We start from the raw sequence: 20,535 nt of genomic DNA on the forward strand, positions 1-20,535 counted from the left end.
GTGATATGGCAGTTCTCGATCTGACGACACTGAACGCATTACCGAAGGTGGAGCGCGTCATGGCGCTCGCCGAAATCAACAACACGCTGGATAAACTGTCTGCCGAAGACCGGGTGATCTGGGGTCTGGAGAACCTGCCGGGCGAGGCCGTGCTGACCTCCAGTTTTGGCATTCAGGCGGCGGTCAGTCTGCATCTGGTTGCGCGTCAGAAGCCGGATATTCCGGTGATCCTGACGGATACCGGCTATCTGTTCCCAGAAACCTATCAGTTTATCGATCAACTGACGGAGAAGCTGGATCTCAACTTACAGGTGTTCCGCGCAGAGCACAGCCCGGCGTGGCAGGAAGCGCGTTATGGCAAGCTGTGGGAGCAGGGCGTAGAGGGCATTGAGCGTTACAACCAGATCAACAAGGTTGAACCCATGAACCGTGCGCTGGAGACGCTGAACGCCCAGACATGGTTTGCCGGCCTGCGCCGCGATCAGTCCGGGAGCCGGGCGCATTTGCCGGTGCTGGCGATCAAGAAAGGCGTCTTTAAGCTGTTGCCGATCATCGACTGGGATAATCGTCAGGTATATCAGTATCTGCAACAGCATGGCCTGAGCTACCACCCGCTGTGGGAGCAGGGTTATCTCTCGGTGGGGGATACCCACACCACGCGTAAATGGGAGCCGGGGATGGCAGAAGAAGAGACGCGTTTCTTTGGCCTGAAGCGCGAGTGCGGCCTGCACGAGTAGTGTTACTTGTTACCAAATTAGCGTCGTGGCCTGGTTTCTTTAAGCATCTGTAGTGGCCGACCTTCTTTTCCGGTCGGCCAGTTAAGATGACTATAAAAATTTATTTTTTCCATTCCTGTTTTGCTGGTTCGCTTAATCTTCCCACTCATTATCGATGTGGTAGAAATATTTTCTACTCCCTTGGGTGAAGTCCACCCATCCAAGCCCACTGGAGTGAATTCTCTACTCGCCTGAACAAATACAGGGAAAAGTAATGAAAACCAAAAAATCACTTTTCTTATTCCCATTTCTTGTATTCGATCCCGTTTGTCCCCTCATTTTTTGACAGGAAACTTACAGTTTTCATTCATCTTCCCATTTGTTATTCAGATAAAGGAATAACCTCTTCTTCCCTGCGTTCACTTTATCCTCAAAATATACAGAGCCAAGGCCGCTATCGTGCAGTCCCCAAACCCCATAAGATCCATCTTTAAATGTAACAGTGCCAGAAGCGATACAAGGAGAGTAGTATTCGTGAACCCATCCTACGCCAAATTCGTCCTCCCTGGCCTTGGCAAAGTAATCGATTAATTCCTTTTTTGTGGGGTTGAAAAGCTTACACCATTTAGAATATCCCTCTGTATCTTCAACACTAGAAGCATAGTGACCACCCTCTAATATTTCAATATGATCCACCTCCCTGCCCGCATGAGTGTATAAAGTTAAAAATAGCAGGGGGTAGAATAAATTTTTTTTTATTCCCATTTTGCTGTACTCGCTTCCGTGTTGTTTTTTCTGCCTACATTGGGATGTCTATGGATTTCAGTCATAGGAACGTTAAATGTTGAAGTAAGCTCTGCAACGAGCCATTTAAGAGACTCGTTCTGCTTATCTGTAACAGTCTCGTAAACTTCATTACCTTTAGGGCCTGCGGCCTTTCCAACTATTTCAATGCCTATGCTATCGGTGTTATTTGGAAAACGCTCCGGGAAGTTCTTTTCTCTTTCTATATCAGATATTTCCTTGGATATTTTTCGTTCCCAAAATTTTTTAGTGTGCAATGCTATTAAACGAACTTCGGTAGGTTGACATGTTTTTTTTAAGAAGCATTTAGATTGCATCAAACCAACATGCCAGGTTGTTTTAAATAACGACGCTGTTTGATAAACCTTGCCATCTTTATCTATTAGAAAATGTGCTCCATTAGCAGCCTTGTTGGCATAACTGTTAAAAGTACTTTGAGCTGACGAACTATCAGTTTGATGCACGACAATACCATTAACGCTATCGAGACTCCCTCTCTCAATCGTTTTAAATATCTTTCTCTCGATGCGGTCATCATAAATATAACCGTCTTCATCTATATACATATTATCTTCCTTTATAAATGCACTAAGAGCCTATCCCATTAGGATCTAAATAGTCGCGTTAGCTTTAATGTCATAACCCATTGCTACCATGCCCATTATCTTCCCCTCTGCACTCTGTGGTAAGTATTCGAATTTCACTCTTGAAAAACAAAGACCTACTTTCTCTATTGGTATTGGCATATGGACCATGCCAATCGGCTCGACACAAGTAATAATCAGTTCTTGCAATGTTATTTTTAAGAAGTCTAATGGAGAACCACCGGCTTTTCTGACGGTCAGAACAGCCTCCGGGATATGTTTTCCCGTCAGGCAATATTGAATGAGATTTGTCGAGGATCTATCAATGTAATGTTTGAAATATAAATCGTGTACGGTTGATTTTCCTGCACCTCCGCCACTTCCAGAGTGCATATTAGCTGGCTGAGCGACTGACCAGTTCCACCTCAAGACTTCGATTTCCCCTTTATGAGAAAAATCCAGTGACTCACCTTCAACGCCATTGATTTTTATAAACATATCCTGAGCCATACATTCTCCTTGTTATGGGCATTCAGTGATAACGTGCTGCCTTCCTCTGTTATGGTGCCGCAAGCGAAGCCTAAAAGGCCCCATAAAAGAAATGGGGACCCTATCAGTTATCTGCTGCAACATCAGTAGTGAATTTACCTGGATTATCAGAAGTCTCGGCGCGATCGCATTCAGGATTGTACTATCCCCATAATCAGCACCACCAAAATGATCACAGCCAAAAATGGCCATTGCGGGCTGAACGGCTGTCGTTGCCAGGCCGAGGATCACAGCGACTACTTGAAATTGACGTATCCTTCCGTGGGATTTTCGCCTTTTCTGGCCGCGATGCTGTTGCCAGAGAGGTGAACGTGATGGGACAGGTTAGCCAGGTCTCTGCGGCATGGATGCCGCAGCGAAGCCCCCAGGGAAGGGTTTACGGCGTCCTGGCGTTCTGCCCATTGCGGTCACCGGTGCTCTGTATTAAAGCGGGGTAGCTGTTGGTATCGGGACCATCAAATCCCGGTCAGTGCCGCAAACTTATCCGCAGAGCGGGTGATATTCACTTTTGTCACTTCGTAGCTGGCGACTTTCTGGAACGGATCTTCCGCCAGGATAACGTCCAGCTGCTTTCTGTCCATTTCTTTCACCATGATCATGCCGCCGGTGCGCGGATCTTTACGCCCGGCGCTGATAAAGGCCCCGGCGGTAAAGTAACGATTAATCCAGGCAACGTGAGGTTCCAGCAGCGCTTCCACTTCTTCCATGGGACGGGTGTAGGTCAGAAAGACGATATACATTCATCACTCCAAAACATTAAGGATTAGCCAGTTCGCGAATCAAGGGCAGCAGCACCGCCACCGAATCATGTGCTCGGTGGGTGATACGCCCCGGTAACCAGCGGTCAATATAGGTCAGATTATCACGCTGTGCCTGATGGCGCAGCGCAACAGGGAAGTGCTGGGCGATACTACGCGGCAGCTTGCCGGATGGCGCATCGCTGGCGTTGACCGACAGCAGCGGGAAGCCGGCGCGGTCGAAGGGGGTCTCTTCACTCGCTGTCTGTGCCGAACTTTTGATGCCCAGATGACGGGCCAGTGTCATGGCGCGATCGCGCGTCTGCCGGGCCACGGCTTTGGGGGTTTTGCTGCCGCTGGTAAACGTCAGATGGCTGCCGATAATCAGGCTGTCGAGATTAATTACCAGCAGCGTATTGTGTTTCTCTTCGGGGGTCATACGCGAAAGGTAGTCTTCGCTGCCCTGATGACCAATCTCTTCGCCGCTCAGGGCAACGAAACGCAAACTGTAATGCAGCGGCTGAGTACCGAGCCGCTGTGCCAGTTCCAGCATTACCCCCAGGCCGGAGGCATTGTCATCCACGCCCTGATTGGTGAGCCCACCGAGGTTATTTTGCATCTCGCTATCATTGTGCGGCGTCCAGCTGTCGCTGTGGGCGATAATCACAATCTGCTGTGCGACCTGACCTTCCCGGGCCGCAATCACCGAGGTTGCATTGACGTTGCGCCATGTCACATCACCGCTCTGATGTTGATAGGCATAACGCGTGGTGAAACGACGCTGGTTGCTGTGATAGCCAAGCTGGGTGAACTGCTGCTGCAGATAATCGGCGGTCAGCATATCCGCCGGGCTGCCCGCCATTCTGCCGGGAAAATAGGTGGCAATATGCCGCAGTTGCTGTTCGGCGATACTGCCTGTCTTTATACTGACGGCATTCGTACTGAAATTGATGCCGCAAATGAGCAGTGCTGCCAGCATCCCCTGGCGCAGAAGGGTTACCATGGATCATTCCTTAAAACCTGTCGCATCAGGCTATTTTACTTGCCATTTTGAACCTGGGCAGTGCTCAAAATCCTCACGTACTGCGTGTACGCTGCGGGATTGAGCGCTGTCCGGGTCCAAACTGGCTGCGACAATTACGCCTAATCATTTAGGCATTGATACGTCGTCAGTGACGATACGTACGAAAATTTTTGCGCAGTTAGTATGAAATTGTGACGGCCGTTAAACAATTTTAATCTCTCTGAAAGGTGCGAAATATCATCTGTTAAGCACATTTTGTTCTCAGCTTTACCGGGGCGTTATTCCATTCGGTAACTACTCATTCCAATTAGTAATTTCATAAGCCTTAAGCGCGGGACGTATAGTCCCCTTAACAATAGTGATATAGACAGGGTTCACGTGGATTATCTCCCTCTTTTTGCTGATATCAGACACAAGCCGGTGCTGGTGGTTGGCGGTGGCGATGTCGCTGCACGCAAAATCGAACTGCTGCGCCGCGCCGGTGCGCATGTGCTGGTCGTGTCACACCATCTGTGTGAAGAACTGGCCGCATTGCATGACAGCGGCAGTATCGAATGGCTGGCAAAGGATTATCAGGCCACTCAGCTTGATCAGGTGTTCCTGGTGATTGCCGCCACCGATGATGGCGAACTCAATGGTCAGGTCTATCTGGATGCCACTGCGCGCCGTCTGCTGGCCAACGTGGTTGATGACCAGCCAAAATGCTCCTTTATTTTTCCTTCTATTGTTGATCGTTCCCCGCTGGTGGTCGCGATCTCCTCCAGCGGCACTGCGCCCGTACTGGCACGCCTGCTGCGTGAAAAACTGGAATCGCTGCTGCCTGCGAACCTGGGACAGATGGCGCATATTGCCGGCCAGTGGCGCGGGAAGGTGAAAGCCCGCTTCAACAAGATGTCCGACCGCCGCCGTTTTTGGGAAAAAGCCTTCAACGGCTTATTCGCCAATCAGGTCGCCTCCGGCAATCTTGAAGGGGCTAAACGCACGCTGGACCAGCAGTTGACTGACCCGGAAGCCCCGCAGGGAGAGATTATTCTGGTGGGTGCCGGGCCTGGCGACAGTGGCCTGCTGACCCTGCGTGGCTTGCAGGTGATGCAACTAGCTGATGTGGTGCTGTATGACCATCTGGTCAGCGATGAAATTCTGGATTTAGTGCGCCGCGATGCTGACCGCATCTGCGTGGGTAAGCGCGCTAACGCCCACAGTGTTCCGCAGGAGGAAACCAACCGCCTGCTGGTAAAACTGGCGAAGCAGGGCAAACGCGTTGTGCGCCTGAAGGGCGGTGACCCGTTTATCTTTGGCCGGGGGGGCGAAGAGCTTCAGGCCGCCGTGGCCGCTGGCATTCCCTTCCAGGTAGTGCCGGGCGTGACCGCAGCAGCAGGGGCGACCGCCTACGCGGGCATCCCACTGACTCACCGTGACCATGCACAAAGCGTTCTGTTCGTCACCGGACAATGCCGTGCGGATGGCAACGGTACCGACTGGCCATCGCTGGCCCGTTCACGTCAGACGCTGGCTATTTATATGGGGGCCATGGCGGCAGGCGACATTGCCAGCCAACTGATGGCGCACGGGCGCGATCCGGCCACCCCGGCTGCGGTGATTAGCCGCGGCACCCGTCAGGATCAGCAGGTACTGACCGGGACCTTACAACAACTTGAAGAACTGGCACGAAACGCCCCAACTCCGGCGCTGTTAGTGATTGGCGAAGTGGTCAAACTGCATGACGAGTTGGCATGGTTTCAACATTCAGCGCAGCAGGACGGACGCGAGTCCCCTGTTGTGAATTTGGCTTGAGGAAAAGATATGGATCAGAAACGACTCACTCATCTGCGTCAACTGGAGGCGGAAAGCATCCATATTATCCGCGAAGTGGCCGCAGAGTTCGGCAACCCGGTGATGATGTACTCTATCGGCAAAGACTCATCGGTGATGCTGCACCTGGCGCGTAAAGCCTTCTATCCGGGAACACTGCCGTTCCCGCTGCTGCATGTTGATACTGGCTGGAAATTCCGCGAAATGTACGAATTCCGCGATCGCATGGTGAAAAATATTGGTGCAGAGCTGCTGATCCACCGCAATCCGGAAGGCGTGGCGATGGGCATTAACCCGTTCGTTCACGGCAGTGCCAAACACACCGACATTATGAAAACTGAAGGGCTGAAGCAGGCGCTGAATAAGTACGGTTTTGATGCGGCCTTCGGTGGCGCACGCCGTGATGAAGAGAAATCTCGTGCGAAAGAGCGCATTTATTCCTTCCGTGACCGCTTTCATCGCTGGGACCCGAAAAATCAGCGGCCTGAGCTTTGGCACAACTATAACGGTCAGATTAACAAAGGCGAAAGCATCCGTGTTTTCCCGCTGTCCAACTGGACAGAGCTGGATATCTGGCAGTACATCTTCCTGGAAAATATCGAGATTGTGCCACTGTATCTGGCCGCGGAACGCCCGGTGCTGGAGCGTGACGGTATGCTGATGATGATCGACGACGATCGCATTGACCTGCAACCGGGCGAAGTGATCGAGCAACGTATGGTGCGTTTCCGTACCCTCGGCTGCTGGCCACTGACCGGCGCCGTCGAGTCCGAAGCGCAAACGCTGCCTGGGATCATCGAAGAGATGCTGGTTTCCACCACCAGTGAGCGCCAGGGGCGCATGATTGACCGCGATCAGGCCGGCTCAATGGAGCTGAAAAAACGCCAGGGCTACTTCTAAGGAACCGTCATGAATACAGTAATTGCACAACAGATTGCCGACCAGGGCGGCGTGGAAGCCTGGCTGCACACCCAGCAACATAAAAGCCTGCTGCGCTTTCTTACCTGCGGCAGCGTGGACGATGGCAAAAGTACGCTGATTGGGCGTCTGCTGCACGACACACGTCAGATTTACGAAGATCAGCTCTCGTCACTGCACAACGACAGTAAACGTCATGGCACCCAGGGCGAAAAACTGGATCTCGCGCTGCTGGTTGATGGTTTACAGGCTGAACGTGAGCAGGGCATTACCATTGACGTGGCCTATCGCTACTTCTCCACCGAGAAGCGTAAATTCATTATCGCCGACACGCCGGGCCATGAGCAGTACACGCGCAACATGGCGACCGGCGCTTCAACCTGCGATCTGGCGATCCTGCTGATCGATGCGCGCAAAGGCGTGCTCGATCAGACCCGTCGCCACAGCTTTATCTCCACTCTGCTGGGTATCAAGCATCTGATCGTCGCCATCAACAAGATGGATCTGGTGGAGTACAGCCAGGAGACCTTCGAGCAGATCAAACAGGATTACCTGGATTTTGCCGGGCAGTTGCCAGGCGATCTTGATATCCGCTTTGTGCCGCTGTCGGCGCTGGAGGGCGAAAACGTCGCCTCCCCGAGCGACGCGATGAACTGGTACAGCGGCCCAACGCTGCTGGACGTTCTGGAAACCGTGGATGTACAACGCGTGGTGGAGCAGCAGCCAATGCGCTTCCCGGTACAGTATGTTAACCGCCCGAACCTCGACTTCCGCGGCTACGCCGGGACGCTGGCCTCCGGCATTATTCAGGTCGGACAGCGGGTGAAAGTGCTGCCATCTGGCGTGGAGTCTGCCGTTGCGCGCATCGTGACGTTCGATGGCGATCTGGAGCAGGCTGCCGCCGGGGAAGCGATTACTCTGGTGCTGAAAGACGAAATTGATATCAGTCGTGGCGACCTGCTGGTGGCCGCGGATGCTGACCTGACGCCGGTGCAGGCTGCGGCAGTGGATGTGGTCTGGATGGCGGAAAAACCGCTGGTGCCGGGCCAGAGTTTCGACGTGAAAATTGCCGGGAAGAAAACCCGTGCGCGCGTGGAGCGCATTCAGCATCAGGTGGAGATCAACAACCTGACGCAGCACAACACCGATGAATTGCCGCTGAACGGTATCGGGCTGGTGGATCTGATCTTCGATGAGCCAATGGTGCTGGATCCGTACCAGCAAAACCCGGTGACCGGCGGGATGATCTTTATCGATCGCCTGAGCAACGTGACCGTTGGCGCGGGTATGATCCGTCAGCCGCTGGACGATGTGCAACAGAGCAGCGGTGATTTCAGCGCCTTTGAACTGGAACTGAATGCACTGGTGCGTCGTCATTTCCCACACTGGAATGCACGCGACCTGCTGGGCGGTAAGTAATATGGCGCAGCATGATGAAAATGTGGTGTGGCACGCGCATCCGGTCAGCCGGGAACAGCGTGAGCAGCAGCATGGTCATCAGGGCGCAGTGCTGTGGTTTACCGGGCTGTCAGGTTCCGGTAAATCCACCGTCGCTGGCGCGCTGGAGCAGGCACTGCATCGGTTGAACGTCAGCAGCTATCTGCTGGACGGGGATAATGTGCGTCACGGCCTGTGCCGCGATCTCGGTTTCAGTGATGACGATCGTAAAGAGAATATTCGCCGCGTCGGTGAGGTGGCGAAGCTGATGGTGGATGCCGGGCTGGTGGTATTAACCGCCTTTATCTCCCCTCATCGTGCCGAGCGTCAGATGGTGCGCGACATGGTCGGGGAAGGGCGTTTTATTGAAGTCTTTGTCGACACGCCGCTGGCTATCTGTGAAGTACGCGATCCGAAGGGGTTATACAAAAAAGCCCGAGCCGGGGAGCTGCGAAATTTCACCGGTATCGATGCAGTGTATGAAGCCCCTGAACGAGCGGATATTCATCTGGATGGTGAACAATTGGTAACACATTTAACCCGCCAGTTATTAGACGTGCTGCGCCAGCGAGATATTATCAAACCCTGAGAGAGCTTCGGCTAACGCCCGTTTGCGGGCAGTTATCAGGCGGAGGCAGTTTGGCCTCCGCCTAAGCATCAACGGGAAGTCTATGCAAAACGTTACCCCCATGCTGGCAGGTAAAGACGAACGCGAGCGGGAAGAGCCGTCATGGGCCATCCCTGGTGGCGCGATGGGCTTTGTTTCATGGTGGGTCGCGCTGGCGATCCCTTTCCTGCTGTATGGTTCCACTACCCTGTTTTTTTTCCTCTACACCTGGCCTTTCTTCCTGGCACTGTTACCGGTGTCGGTGCTGGTGGGAATCGCCGCGACTATGCTGCTGCGTGAGCATTTTGTCTGGGCTGCGCTGGCGACGGTGCTGCTGGTGATCGCCCTTTTCTGGCTGTTATTTACGCTTCTCACCGGCTGGTGACCCGTCAGTGAGATGTGCAAATACATCGCAACGTTACAAAATCTATCAGTGCAGGGCGTTTTAATGCTCTTTTTTGCTGTTTTTTAACGCGTATTGACGCCGTATTCTGAGAAAGTGGTTCTATTTCATCGACGGAGTGGAGTCATACCAAAAGTTATGGGATGATTGAGCCGTTTTTCAGGGGGCGGGGATGGGCAAACTTACGTTGCTGTTACTTGTACTTCTCGGCTGGCTGCAGTATTCGCTCTGGCTGGGCAAGAACGGCATTCATGATTATACACGCGTTAATGAGGATGTTGCTCAGCAACAGGCCAATAACGCCAAGCTTAAAGCGCGTAACGATCAGCTTTTTGCCGAAATCGACGATTTAAACGGCGGTTCGGAAGCGATCGAGGAACGCGCACGCAATGAGCTGGGGATGATTAAACCCGGCGAGACCTTCTATCGCCTTGTGCCGGATCAAAACAAACGAAACGCGCAGCAGCGAACAGCCAGTCAGTAACCATCACCATGAGCATCATGAATAACGCCGAATCCTCTCCGGAGATCATCGCCATCGTCCCCGCTGCGGGGATCGGTAGCCGTATGCTCTCCGAGTGCCCCAAGCAATATCTCACCATTGGTGAAAAAACCATTCTGGAACACAGCATCGATGCGCTGCTGGCTCATCCGGCTGTCAGCCGGGTGATCGTGGCGCTCAGCCCGCAGGATATCCATTTTCGCCAGTTGCCGGTGGCCGCGGATGTGCGTGTGACGACGGTGGTCGGCGGCGGACTGCGCGCTGATTCGGTACTGGCAGGTTTGCAGGCGGCAAAAGAGGCGCAATGGGTGCTGGTGCATGATGCGGCTCGGCCCTGCCTGCATCTCAGCGATTTGACCCGACTGCTGGCACTGACCGCCACCAGCGAAGTGGGCGGTATTCTTGCCGCCCCGGTGCGCGATACGATGAAACGCGCCATCGGGGGCCGCAGCAATATTGATCATACCGTTGAGCGCGAAGCGCTGTGGCATGCGCTGACACCGCAACTTTTCCCGCAGGCGTTATTGCATGACTGCCTGCTGCGTGCGCTGAATGAAGGCGCCACGATCACGGATGAAGCCTCTGCGCTGGAATATTGTGGCTACCACCCTGAGCTGGTGAGCGGGCGCAGTGATAACCTGAAGGTGACAAGGCCGGAAGACCTGGCGCTGGCGCAATTTTATCTGACCCAAATACAACGTTAGGAGAACACATAATGCGTATCGGTCACGGTTTTGATGTCCATGCCTTCGGTGGCGAAGGCCCGCTGATTATTGGCGGCGTACGAATCCCTTATGAAAAAGGGTTACTGGCGCATTCTGATGGTGATGTTGCCCTGCATGCGCTGACAGATGCACTGCTGGGTGCGGCGGCACTGGGCGATATTGGCAAACTGTTCCCGGACACCGATGAGGCTTATAAAGGCGCGGACAGCCGCGAACTGCTGCGCGAAGCGATGCGCCAGATCGCCAAAAAAGGCTATCGCGTGGGCAACGTCGATGTGACGATTATTGCTCAGGCACCGAAAATGCTGCCCCATGCGCCGCAGATGCGCATCAATATTGCTGAAGATCTCGGGATCCATATGGATGAGGTCAATGTGAAAGCGACCACCACCGAAAGACTCGGTTTTACCGGGCGCGGTGAAGGCATCGCTTGTGAAGCCGTTGCCCTGTTGATGAAGGTGTAACCGATGGATTTAACCCAACAGGGCTGGCTGCACGGTCAGCCGGTTGCCAGCGGTGTGCTGAAGGCTCACGCGGAAGATTTCGTTGTGATCGAAGACCTCGGCTACGCCCCGGACGGTGACGGCGAACAGCTGCTGGTGCGTATTCGCAAAAATGGCTGCAATACCCGTTTTGTTGCCGAAGCGCTGGCAAAGTTTGTTGGCATTCATCCGCGTGACGTCAGTTTTGCCGGGATGAAGGATCGCCATGCGGTGACCGAGCAGTGGTTCTGCCTGCGTGTACCGGGCAAAGTCACTCCGGACCTCAGCGCGTTTGAGCTGACAGGCGTTGAGGTGCTGGAAAGCGCCCGCCATCGCCGCAAGCTGCGTACCGGGGCGTTACAGGGCAATGCCTTTGCGTTGGTACTGCGCCAGATTTCTGACCGTGATGCGGTGGAACAGCGCCTGCAATTGATTGCTCGTGACGGCGTACCCAACTACTTTGGCAGCCAGCGTTTCGGCCATGAGGGTAACAATCTGACGATGGCGCAGCGCTGGGCGGCAGATGAAATCCGCGTGCGTGAGCGCAATAAACGCAGCTTTATTCTGTCGGCTGCCCGCAGCGCCATGTTTAATCAGGTGGTCAGTGACCGTCTGGCGCAGCAGGGCTCACTGTGTAAGGTGCTGCCGGGCGATGCCTTGCAGCTGACCGGGCGCGGCAGTTGGTTTGTGGCTGAGGTTGCGGAGCTGGATACCCTGCAGCAGCGCGTTGATGCCAGTGAACTGCGCATTACTGCACCGCTGCCGGGCAGCGGCGAGTGGGGTACGCGTGACGAAGCGCTGGCTTTTGAGCAAAACAGCCTGGCCGGTGAAGCTGCGCTGCTCGCGCTGATGGATCGTGAACGTGTGGATGCCGCACGTCGTGCAATGCTGGTGATCCCGCGCGATCTCCGCTGGAACTGGCTGGATGACGTCACGCTGGAGATGAACTTCTGGCTCCCGGCGGGCAGCTTTGCCACCAGCGTGGTGCGCGAACTGCTGTTGACCCAGGGCAGCGCAGCCGAGGTTGACGAGTAATTCCCCTTGCAGCAGAGCCTGATTCTCAGCAGGCTCTGCTGATTTATCCGCTTAAGTCAGTCGTTCCTTTCACTGTTTTCTCCCCGCTATCTTCTTCTTTTCTGGCGATTTTGCGAGAACCCGTACTTCCGTTACAATGCGCAATAATTTAACAATTTTGTTAATGGGAATACGGATGAACCAACCCCATCTGCCAGTGCCGGATAGCACAACGGCTTTCGTGCCTTTGAAGATTATTGCCAGCGGTGTGGCCCTGCCTCCCGGCTGCGTCACCTCAGCGATGCTCGACGAACGTCTGGGTATGAAACCCGGCTATGTTGAAAAACGCTCGGGTATCGCTCATCGCTTTCATGCCGATCACCAGGCCAGTCAGGCGCAACTGGGCGCCGATGCGCTGGCCGCTGCACTAAGTGCACAACATATCGACCCGGCTTCCATTGATTTGCTCATCTTCGCCTCGGCCATCGCCGTCCAGGCATTGCCATGCAGTGCCATACAGGTGCTCAAGCTGTCGCCTCTGACGCCGGGCACCGCGGTGTTTGATATTAACAGCAGCTGCGTCAGCTTTATTTCGGCGTTGCAGGTGGCGGGGGGATTAGTGAACTGCGGTGCCTATCGGCGCATTGCTATTGTGTCGACTGAGCTGGCGTCACGCGGTATTGACTGGGAGCATGAAGAGTCATCGCTGATCTTCGGCGACGGCGCGGCCTGCGCCATCGTGGAACGCGGTGACGGGCAAAGCGGCATTCTCTCCTGCCTGATGGAGAGCTGGCCGGATGGCAGTGAACTCTGTGAGATCCGTGCCGGAGGCACGCGCTGCAACCCGCGTGCGGGCATGCGCGACAGCGATTTTCTGTTCCATATGCAGGGCAAAAAACTGTTCCGTCAGGCCTCGGGGCTGATCGAAGATTATCTGGCGCGCCTGCTGGCGATGGCCGGATTGACTCTGGCACAGATCGCCACGGTGGTGCCGCATCAGGCCAGCCACCTGTCGCTGGAACATATGCGTAAACGGCTGAACGTCAGCAGTGATGCGCTGGTGGATATTTACCGTTATCGCGGAAACCAGGTGGCGGCATCGATTCCCAGCGCGCTGCATGAAGCGATGGTCACCGATCGTTTCCAAAAAGGCCCGGTGATGCTGATTGGTACCGCCGCCGGGTTAACCCTGGGTGGCATGGTGCTGCTGCCGTGAAGGTTCTGGTCACCGGAGCCACCAGTGGTCTGGGGCGCAACGCCGTTGAGTGGCTGCTGGCGGCCGGGCATCAGGTGCTGGCAACCGGGCGTGATGATGCGGTGGGAGAGATACTGCGGCAGTGCGGGGCGCAGTTTACCGCCCTGGATCTGGCCCGGGCTTCGGCTGCCGATTGCGCTGACCTGGTCGGCGAGGCTGAGGCCGTGTGGCACTGCGCTGCCAAGTCCTCGCCCTGGGGGCCGCGTGACGATTTCTGGCAGGCCAATGTTACGGCCACTGAGCGTCTGACGGCTGCCGCCGGGCAGCGGGGCGTTCGGCGTTTTATTCATATCTCCACGCCCTCAATCTATTTCGATTATTCCCCTCATCACGATATTGATGAAACCTTCCGCGCCCGGCGTTTTGCCAATCACTATGCTGCCAGCAAATATGCCGCCGAGCAGGTGCTGTTGCAGCGGGTGGCACAGCACCCTGCCACCACCTTTGTCATGCTGCGTCCGCGTGCGCTGTTTGGTCCACACGATCGGGTGATTGTGCCGCGCCTGCTGGCACAGATTCAGCGTGATAATGGCGTGCTGCGGCTGCCCAACGGCGGGAATACGCTGCTCGATCTGACCTTTGTACTCAACGTGGTGCAGGCAATGTGGCTGGCGACCGATGTACCCGACCTGGCTTCTGGCGCGGTGTATAACGTGACCAATCAGCAGCCGGTAACGCTGGCGGAGGTGTTGCGCCCGTTGCTTAACCAGCAGCTTGGGTTGAACTGCGCGATCCGCTCACTGCCTGCCAGCCTGCTTTACGGTGTGGCGGCATTGATGGAGGGGGCGGCGTTACTGACGCGGCGTGAGCCGTTACTGACCCGCTACAGCGTCGGCGCGGTGAGCCTGGATATGACCCTCAGCCAGCAGCGTGTCATCGATGAACTGGGTTATCGCCCGCATTATTCTATGGATGAGGCGATTGCGCTGACCGGGGCATGGTGGCGGCAGCAGGGAGTGGGTCAGCGTGGCTAAACTGACGACGTTCGAAGCGGGTTACTGCACTCACCGTGGCTGCATGGCACTGCGCGGTGCCGGGCTGCGCGTCTGCCAGTTTCCTGCCCGAGCCTGGTTGCTGGAGGCCAATAACCGTCGCTGGATATGGGATACCGGCTACGCCAGCCACTTTATTGATCACACCCGTCAAGGCATTTTCCGTCTCTATGCACAGCTGACCCCGGTCTATTTCTCGCCAGAGCAGGCGCTGGTGGCGCAGCTCGGCCAGGCCGGATATCAACCTGATGATATCCAGGGGCTGATTATTTCCCATTTCCACGGCGACCATATTGCCGGTCTGCACGATTTTCCGGGCGTTCCAATGATCGCCTCCGGGGAGGGCTGGCAGAAAACCCGCAGCCTGAAAGGTGTGCGCGCGCTGAAAAATGCTTTTGTGCCGGGACTGATCCCGGCCGATTTTGAGTCACGCCTGCATTTTGTTGAGCGCTTCGACGTTGTCGATCTTCCCGCTGAACTTCATCCTTTTGAGCGCGGCTGGCAACTGCCGGACAGCAACGGCGAAATTGTGCTGGTCGCGCTGCCGGGCCATGCTGCCGGGCATCTTGGCGCGTTTATCCTGCAGGATGATGGCTGGACGCTGCTGGCCAGCGATGCCGCCTGGTGCCCGGATAACTACCAGAAATTGCGCGGCCCCTCACGGCTGGCCAGTCTGATTATGGATGACAGCGCCGCCTATTACCGCACGCTCACCCAGCTGCACCAGCTCTGGCGTGGCGGCAAAGTGCGTATTCTGCTGTGTCACGAGGGGGATTTATGATCCCGGTACGTATGCTGTGGCACTACTTCCGTGCGCGGCGGCTGCGGTTTCGCGATCGCGCCGCGCTTGAGCGGTGGCAGGCCAGGCAGTTGCAACGTTTTGCCCGTCAGGTGATGGCGAAAAGTCCGTTCTATGCCCCGTTCTGTCATCTGCCGTTGTCGTCATGGCCGCTGAGTGACAAAGCGCAGATGATGACCCATTTTGATCAGATGAATACCGCCGGGCTGCAGGTCGATACGCTGCTCCAGTGTGCCCTGAAAAGTGAACAAGACCGCGATTTTGCGCCGAAAGTCGGGCGCTTCAGCGTGGGCTTATCGTCCGGCACATCCGGGCGGCGCGGCGTGTTTGTGGTGAGTCCACGGGAGCAGCGCATCTGGGCAGGCGGTATGCTGGCGAAGATGCTGCCACGCGGGCTGCTCTCCGGTGAACGTGTGGCGCTGTTTCTGCGTGCCGATAATCATCTCTATCACAGCGTGAATACCCGCTGGCTGAGCCTGGCGTTCTTTGATCTGTTCGCACCGTTCAGTGAGCATTTGCGTACGCTGCCAGCGTTTGCGCCGACGATTATTGTGGCGCCAGCGCAGGTCTTGCGGGCGCTGGCACTGGCCGTGCAGGGTGGGCAACTTAAACTGAGCGTCAGCCGGGTGATCTCTGTAGCGGAAGTGCTGGAACCGCAGGATCGCCAGCTGCTAGAAACGGTGTTCGGCGATGTGGCCGAGGTCTATCAGGCCACCGAGGGGTTTCTCGCGGCCAGCTGTTCTCATGGGCGCCTGCATCTTAATGAAGAATTTATCCATGTGGAGCCGGAGTGGATTGATGAGCGGCGCTTTACGCCGGTGATTACGGATTTCAGTCGCCGCACTCAGCCCGTGATTCGCTACCGGCTGGACGATGTGCTGGTCGCCGCAAATGAACCTTGCCCTTGCGGGCAGCCGACCCGGGTGTTGGAGGCTATAGAAGGACGTCGCGATGACCAGCTTCTGCTACCTGATATGAAGGGTGACGTGCAGGCCGTCTTTGCCGATGTGTGCAGCCGCGCGATTGCCCGTTCCCTGCCGCTGACCAGTGATTACCGGCTGGTGCAGACGGGGATGCATGATGTGCAGCTGATTAGCGATGCGGATGAAGCGTCGCTGGTCGCCTGCCAGCAGGCGCTGATTGCGCTGTTCGCACAGCAGGGGATCGCCACGGAGAGACTGTGCTGGCAGCTCAGTGTACAGCCGCTGATGCCGCAGTTTGACCGCAAGCGGCGGCGTATTATTCGCCAAAAAGGAGAGGGCGTATGAATCTGTTACGTCGCTTAGTGGCAATGCTGTTGGGCTGGGGCAGTGTCGGCGTGATCTACACGTTCAGCGATCGCTGGCAGGGGCCCGGCACGGTGATGCACCCCGGTTTCGTTGACCGGATGATTCCGTTCAGTGCCGATGGCATCTGGCTCTACCTCTCTTTTTTCCTGCTGATCCCCGCGGGTTATCTGTTCTGCCGTCCGGAGAAACTGCGCTGGTTAACGGGCTCAATGATCCTCACCGCGCTGGTATGCGGTGCGGTGTATTTGCTGTGGCCCACCACGCTGGTCTATCCCATCGATCACGGTCAGGGGCTGAGTTCGCATCTGCTGGCGCAGCTGGTGGCCGCCGACTCAACACAGAACTGTTTGCCCTCGCTGCATATGGCGCTGTCGCTGTTGGCGGTCTGGGCGCTGTATCAGCCTGAACAACGCTGGCGCAGCGGGCTATTGTTATTGTGGGGGGCGCTGATCGCGGTATCGATTCTGCAACTGCGCCGCCACCTGTTTATTGACCTGGTCAGCGGTGCGCTGGTGGCGCTGGTCTGCGGCTGGATCTGCCTGCGGGCAGCACAGACGTTTCCTTATTCATGGAGAGAGCGGCAATGAGTGATCTGGTCGTGCCGATTGTGGCGATGGTCTTGCTGGTGATGGCCGAGGCGCTGGTGCTGAACCGTCAGGATAAGCAGCGGGTCAACTGGCATGATGTGGTGTTTAACCTCAACTCCGGCCATATCATGCTGTGGCTGTTTCGTGGCCTTGAGGTGACCTGTTACGGCTATGTGGCGCTGCACTTCAGCCAGCACTGGCTGGATGTGCTGCCGACCTGGGGACTGTGGCTGTTTGCGCTGCTGGCCTGGGATTTTGCCTTTTACTGGCTGCACCGCCTGCATCATCGTTTCAGTCTGCTGTGGGCCGTGCACGTCGTCCATCACCAGGGCGAGCACTTTAATCTGTCGCTGGGGGTGCGTAACTCCTGGTACTCTTCACTGACCTCGATTCCCTTTTTCCTGCTGCTGGCGATAGCCGGTGTGCCGCTGTCGGTGTTTATCACCGTATCGATTTTCCACTATAGCGTGCAGTTGTTTAACCACAACGCGCTGACGCCGAAGCTGGGCTGGCTGGAATATATTCTGGTGACGCCGAATCATCACCGTGTCCATCACGTTTGCGATCGCGCTTATTCCGATAAGAACTTTGGCGGCAGCTTTATTTTCTGGGACAAAATGTTTGGGACGTTTGCCCGCCTGCCAGAAACAGAGTATCGCTTCGGCACCGGTGGGGAGCGCTCATCCCGTAACCCGTTCTGGGCCAGTAACCGGCCATTTTTCCGGCTGCTTAAACTGCCATTTTCTCCGGCGAAAAGCGCGGCAACGTTTCATTGCCGCGCCCGCGCACTGACCAGCGGTATGCTGCTGTTATTTGTGCTGGTGGCGAGTTATGTCTGGATATATGGCTACGGCTATCAAAATATCGGCCGGGAGCAGGTGGCGCTGTTTGTTTTACTGGCGCTCGGGGCGGTGGCATTAGGTGGGTTGTCGGAAGGACGGCGCTGGAGCCCGCTGCTGTGGCTGGTGGTGGGGCTGGCGTATCCGGCGTGGTTTATCCTGTGCCGCGAGTCGGTTGAGATCTGGCTGGCCGGTGCACTGCTGGTGATGGTGCACAGCATCGCGCTGGCGGCGGGGTGGGGGCGTCAGGTGCTGATCCCGGAGGCCGAAAATGGCTAATTCACTGCCACCGCTGCGTTATCCTCCGGATGGCGAACAGGCTTTCCACCAGGCGTTGCAGCGTGCAGCGCATCAGTATCTTTCCGCATCCAAAGATCATCGTTTCGCCGGGCGCGGCGACTGGCTGAAAGCAGGGGTGTTACTGATACTTTGTGTCTCCTGCTATGGGCTGAGCCTGCTTCAGTCCAGCAGCGGTGGATTTGTTCTCTGCTATCTCCTGTTTATGCTGATGGCAATGCTGCTTAATATTGTGGTTAACCATGATGCCAGCCACGGTGTCTTCAGCCGTTCGCCGCGTGTTAATCGTCTTATCAGCCGCCTGGTGACGTTGCCGCTGGGGCTGGACCCGGATTACTGGCGCGTGCGCCATGTCCATTTTCATCATGTTTACGCCAATATCGAACATTACGATCTCGATACCGAAGAGAACGGTTTCTTCCGGCAAACCCCGTATCAGCGTTGGCGACCATGGATGCGCTGGCAGCATCTTTACTGGCCACTGGTGGCCGCACTGTCGCTGCCGTATCTGGCCTGGGTGTTTGACTGGGCCGACCGCTGCGGAAAAACGCCGCTGGCGGGAAGGCACGTGATGCCGGGTGTCCGCGGCTGGCTACTGTTTTGCGGCTGTAAGGTGCTGCATCTGCTGCTGGTTCTCGCTGTACCGCTGTGGGCTGCAGAACAGAATGGCATCGCGATGTCCGTGGTGCTGGGTGCCTGGCTGTGTAGCCAGATGGTAGCTTCTTTGCTGGTGGTATTCCTGTTGCTGGGCACCCACTGGGCTGAGGCGGAGTTTTTCGAGGTCGGGCCTGACGGGAAGCTGCCGCAAGGCTGGTATCGCCATAACTTCGCCACCGCCTGCGACTGGCTGCCTTCGCCTGCCTGGATCGGGCATTTCACTGGCGGGCTAAATATGCACCTGACGCACCATCTGTTTCCCGGATGGCATCACCGGCATTATCCGGCACTGGCGGAGAGACTTGCCCGGCTTGCCAGCGAACACGGCATGAATTACCGCTGTATCAGTTATTGCGAACTGCTGCGGCGTCAGCAGACATTTTTACGCCGGATGGGACAGCCGGAGGAGGTTGCATGAACCCGCCACCGCTGCGTTTTTCCCGTGAAAATCTGCAATTTCACCGCGAGTTGACGCGAGCCACTCAGGCGTGGCTCGATCAGCACGGCGACCACCGTTTTGCCAACGGGGCGATGATCGCCAAAGCGGTGCTGCTGGCCTTACTGGCTGCCGGTTGCGGCTGGCTTGGCCTGCAGCAGACTCACTGGACGGGCTGGGCGGCTTGCCAGGCCGGGGTCAGTTTCTTTGCCATGCTGCTGACGATCAACGTGGTACATGATGCCTCGCATCAGGCTTTTTTCAGGTCAAAATCGGCCAATCGCTGGCTGAATGTGCTGGCTACCATTCCGCTGGGGCTGGACCCGGAGTGCTGGCGTGTGCGCCATGTGCTGATGCATCACACCGGAAATAATGTCATCGGGTATGACCCGGATATGGAAGAGAATGGCATTCTTCGCCAGTCGCGTTTTCAGCGCCTGCGCCCGCTAATGCGCTATCAGCGCTATTACTGGCCGCTGGTGGCTGCTCTGACGTTTCCCTATTATATCTGGCTGTTTGACTGGCTGGATCGCGCCGGGCAGACACGCGTAGGGGCGAAAATGCGCTTGCAGGGTATTAAAGGCTGGGCGGCTTTTTTACTGGTAAAAGTGGGCCATTTTTTACTGGTGCTGGCGCTGCCCTTATGGCTGTTGCCGCCTTCATTAGGCATCGGCACAATCGTGCTGGTTTATCTTTCCTGTCAGATGCTGGCATCGCTGGTTTTTGTCATGCTGATTATCGGTACTCACTGGGCGAAAGGAAACAGCTACCAGCCCACCGAACAGGGGAAATTGCCCCACAGCCGCTACAGTCACCTGTTTGCGACAACCTGCGACTGGACGACGCGGCCGCACTGGCTGGGTTACTGGCTGGGCGGAATGAATCTGCACTTAACGCATCATCTGTTCCCCCACTGGAACCATCGTCACTACCCGATGCTGGCGGGGATCATTGCGCAGATCGCCGCACGTTATGGTTATGATTATCAGTGCCTGACGCTCACTCAACTGATGAGTTCGCAGCAACGTTTTTTACAGGAACTGGGGGAAGACAAGGCCGAAAGCTGATCG

At 56.0% G+C, this 20,535-nt stretch carries 23 protein-coding genes; 18 read left to right on the top strand and 5 right to left on the bottom strand.

The genetic code is table 11. The features are described 5' to 3' along the window. Positions 1–5: 5 nt before the first annotated feature. Positions 6–737, top strand: a complete 732-nt coding sequence (locus HHI26_RS20030; protein WP_133846036.1) for a phosphoadenylyl-sulfate reductase — start codon at positions 6–8, stop codon at positions 735–737. A gap of 342 nt (positions 738–1,079) precedes the next feature. Here HHI26_RS20030 and HHI26_RS20035 read toward each other — a convergent pair whose 3' ends face one another. The 5 genes from HHI26_RS20035 to HHI26_RS20055 form a co-directional block, all read right to left on the bottom strand. Continuing rightward, entirely contained in the window at positions 1,080–1,412 is a 333-nt protein-coding gene (locus tag HHI26_RS20035) for a hypothetical protein (protein ID WP_159337944.1), read from the bottom strand. A gap of 59 nt (positions 1,413–1,471) precedes the next feature. Beyond that, positions 1,472–2,086 (bottom strand): peptidoglycan recognition family protein, encoded by a 615-nt coding sequence (locus HHI26_RS20040; RefSeq protein ID WP_159337945.1) that lies wholly within the window; start codon positions 2,084–2,086, stop codon positions 1,472–1,474. 45 nt (positions 2,087–2,131) lie between these two features. Next, positions 2,132–2,614, bottom strand: coding sequence for a type VI secretion system tube protein Hcp (locus HHI26_RS20045; RefSeq protein WP_167863277.1), 483 nt, complete (start codon positions 2,612–2,614; stop codon positions 2,132–2,134). A gap of 494 nt (positions 2,615–3,108) precedes the next feature. Beyond that, positions 3,109–3,393: a YciI family protein gene (locus HHI26_RS20050; protein ID WP_159337947.1), complete on the bottom strand. Its 285-nt coding sequence runs from the start codon at positions 3,391–3,393 to the stop codon at positions 3,109–3,111. 16 nt (positions 3,394–3,409) lie between these two features. Continuing rightward, positions 3,410–4,393 carry an aminopeptidase gene (locus HHI26_RS20055; RefSeq protein WP_167863276.1) on the bottom strand — a complete coding sequence of 328 codons (984 nt, stop codon included), beginning with the start codon at positions 4,391–4,393 and terminating at the stop codon, positions 3,410–3,412. Positions 4,394–4,792: 399 nt separating this feature from the next. On the opposite strand from HHI26_RS20055, the gene cysG reads away from it, so the two are divergent. From cysG to HHI26_RS20140, 17 genes are all read left to right on the top strand, one after another. Continuing rightward, on the top strand, positions 4,793–6,208 hold the full coding sequence (gene cysG, locus HHI26_RS20060) for a siroheme synthase CysG (protein ID WP_133846032.1): 1,416 nt from the start codon (positions 4,793–4,795) through the stop codon (positions 6,206–6,208). A 9-nt stretch (positions 6,209–6,217) separates the two neighbouring features. Next, positions 6,218–7,126, top strand: a complete 909-nt coding sequence (cysD, locus tag HHI26_RS20065; RefSeq protein WP_133846031.1) for a sulfate adenylyltransferase subunit CysD — start codon at positions 6,218–6,220, stop codon at positions 7,124–7,126. Positions 7,127–7,135: 9 nt separating this feature from the next. Then, positions 7,136–8,563 carry a sulfate adenylyltransferase subunit CysN gene (gene cysN / locus HHI26_RS20070; RefSeq protein ID WP_133846030.1) on the top strand — a complete coding sequence of 476 codons (1,428 nt, stop codon included), beginning with the start codon at positions 7,136–7,138 and terminating at the stop codon, positions 8,561–8,563. Between the two features lies 1 nt (position 8,564). Continuing rightward, positions 8,565–9,170 (top strand): adenylyl-sulfate kinase, encoded by a 606-nt coding sequence (gene cysC, locus HHI26_RS20075; RefSeq protein WP_167863274.1) that lies wholly within the window; start codon positions 8,565–8,567, stop codon positions 9,168–9,170. Positions 9,171–9,252: 82 nt separating this feature from the next. Next, positions 9,253–9,573 carry a DUF3561 family protein gene (locus HHI26_RS20080; protein ID WP_133846028.1) on the top strand — a complete coding sequence of 107 codons (321 nt, stop codon included), beginning with the start codon at positions 9,253–9,255 and terminating at the stop codon, positions 9,571–9,573. Positions 9,574–9,763: 190 nt separating this feature from the next. After that, the gene (ftsB, locus tag HHI26_RS20085; RefSeq protein ID WP_133846027.1) at positions 9,764–10,075 is read left to right on the top strand and encodes a cell division protein FtsB; all 312 of its coding nucleotides are present in this window, start codon (positions 9,764–9,766) and stop codon (positions 10,073–10,075) included. Positions 10,076–10,092: 17 nt separating this feature from the next. Continuing rightward, positions 10,093–10,797: a 2-C-methyl-D-erythritol 4-phosphate cytidylyltransferase gene (gene ispD / locus HHI26_RS20090; protein WP_133846026.1), complete on the top strand. Its 705-nt coding sequence runs from the start codon at positions 10,093–10,095 to the stop codon at positions 10,795–10,797. Positions 10,798–10,808: 11 nt separating this feature from the next. Beyond that, on the top strand, positions 10,809–11,282 hold the full coding sequence (gene ispF, locus HHI26_RS20095; protein ID WP_133846025.1) for a 2-C-methyl-D-erythritol 2,4-cyclodiphosphate synthase: 474 nt from the start codon (positions 10,809–10,811) through the stop codon (positions 11,280–11,282). A gap of 3 nt (positions 11,283–11,285) precedes the next feature. Beyond that, complete coding sequence (gene truD / locus HHI26_RS20100; protein WP_171149565.1) at positions 11,286–12,335, top strand: tRNA pseudouridine(13) synthase TruD; 1,050 nt, start codon at positions 11,286–11,288, stop codon at positions 12,333–12,335. Between the two features lie 175 nt (positions 12,336–12,510). Next, positions 12,511–13,530 (top strand): 3-oxoacyl-[acyl-carrier-protein] synthase III C-terminal domain-containing protein, encoded by a 1,020-nt coding sequence (locus tag HHI26_RS20105; protein WP_133846023.1) that lies wholly within the window; start codon positions 12,511–12,513, stop codon positions 13,528–13,530. Then, positions 13,527–14,543, top strand: coding sequence for an NAD(P)-dependent oxidoreductase (locus HHI26_RS20110; RefSeq protein WP_171149566.1), 1,017 nt, complete (start codon positions 13,527–13,529; stop codon positions 14,541–14,543). The genes HHI26_RS20105 and HHI26_RS20110 overlap by 4 nt, the downstream gene beginning before the upstream one ends. After that, on the top strand, positions 14,536–15,342 hold the full coding sequence (locus HHI26_RS20115) for an MBL fold metallo-hydrolase (RefSeq protein ID WP_133846021.1): 807 nt from the start codon (positions 14,536–14,538) through the stop codon (positions 15,340–15,342). The genes HHI26_RS20110 and HHI26_RS20115 overlap by 8 nt, the downstream gene beginning before the upstream one ends. Then, on the top strand, positions 15,339–16,628 hold the full coding sequence (locus tag HHI26_RS20120; protein WP_167863270.1) for a F390 synthetase-related protein: 1,290 nt from the start codon (positions 15,339–15,341) through the stop codon (positions 16,626–16,628). The genes HHI26_RS20115 and HHI26_RS20120 overlap by 4 nt, the downstream gene beginning before the upstream one ends. Then, on the top strand, positions 16,625–17,236 hold the full coding sequence (locus HHI26_RS20125) for a phosphatase PAP2 family protein (RefSeq protein ID WP_227534984.1): 612 nt from the start codon (positions 16,625–16,627) through the stop codon (positions 17,234–17,236). The genes HHI26_RS20120 and HHI26_RS20125 overlap by 4 nt, the downstream gene beginning before the upstream one ends. Beyond that, positions 17,233–18,354 carry a sterol desaturase family protein gene (locus tag HHI26_RS20130; protein WP_159337952.1) on the top strand — a complete coding sequence of 374 codons (1,122 nt, stop codon included), beginning with the start codon at positions 17,233–17,235 and terminating at the stop codon, positions 18,352–18,354. Before HHI26_RS20125 ends, HHI26_RS20130 begins: the two co-directional genes overlap by 4 nt. After that, a complete protein-coding gene (locus HHI26_RS20135) occupies positions 18,347–19,447 on the top strand; it encodes an acyl-CoA desaturase (protein ID WP_171149567.1) in 1,101 nt (366 codons plus the stop codon). Before HHI26_RS20130 ends, HHI26_RS20135 begins: the two co-directional genes overlap by 8 nt. Beyond that, positions 19,444–20,532, top strand: a complete 1,089-nt coding sequence (locus HHI26_RS20140) for an acyl-CoA desaturase (RefSeq protein WP_133846017.1) — start codon at positions 19,444–19,446, stop codon at positions 20,530–20,532. Before HHI26_RS20135 ends, HHI26_RS20140 begins: the two co-directional genes overlap by 4 nt. The last annotated feature ends 3 nt before the right edge of the window (positions 20,533–20,535 follow it).

It is taken from the genome of Erwinia sp. JH02 (assembly GCF_013074405.1).
Lineage (GTDB): Bacteria > Pseudomonadota > Gammaproteobacteria > Enterobacterales > Enterobacteriaceae > Erwinia > Erwinia rhapontici.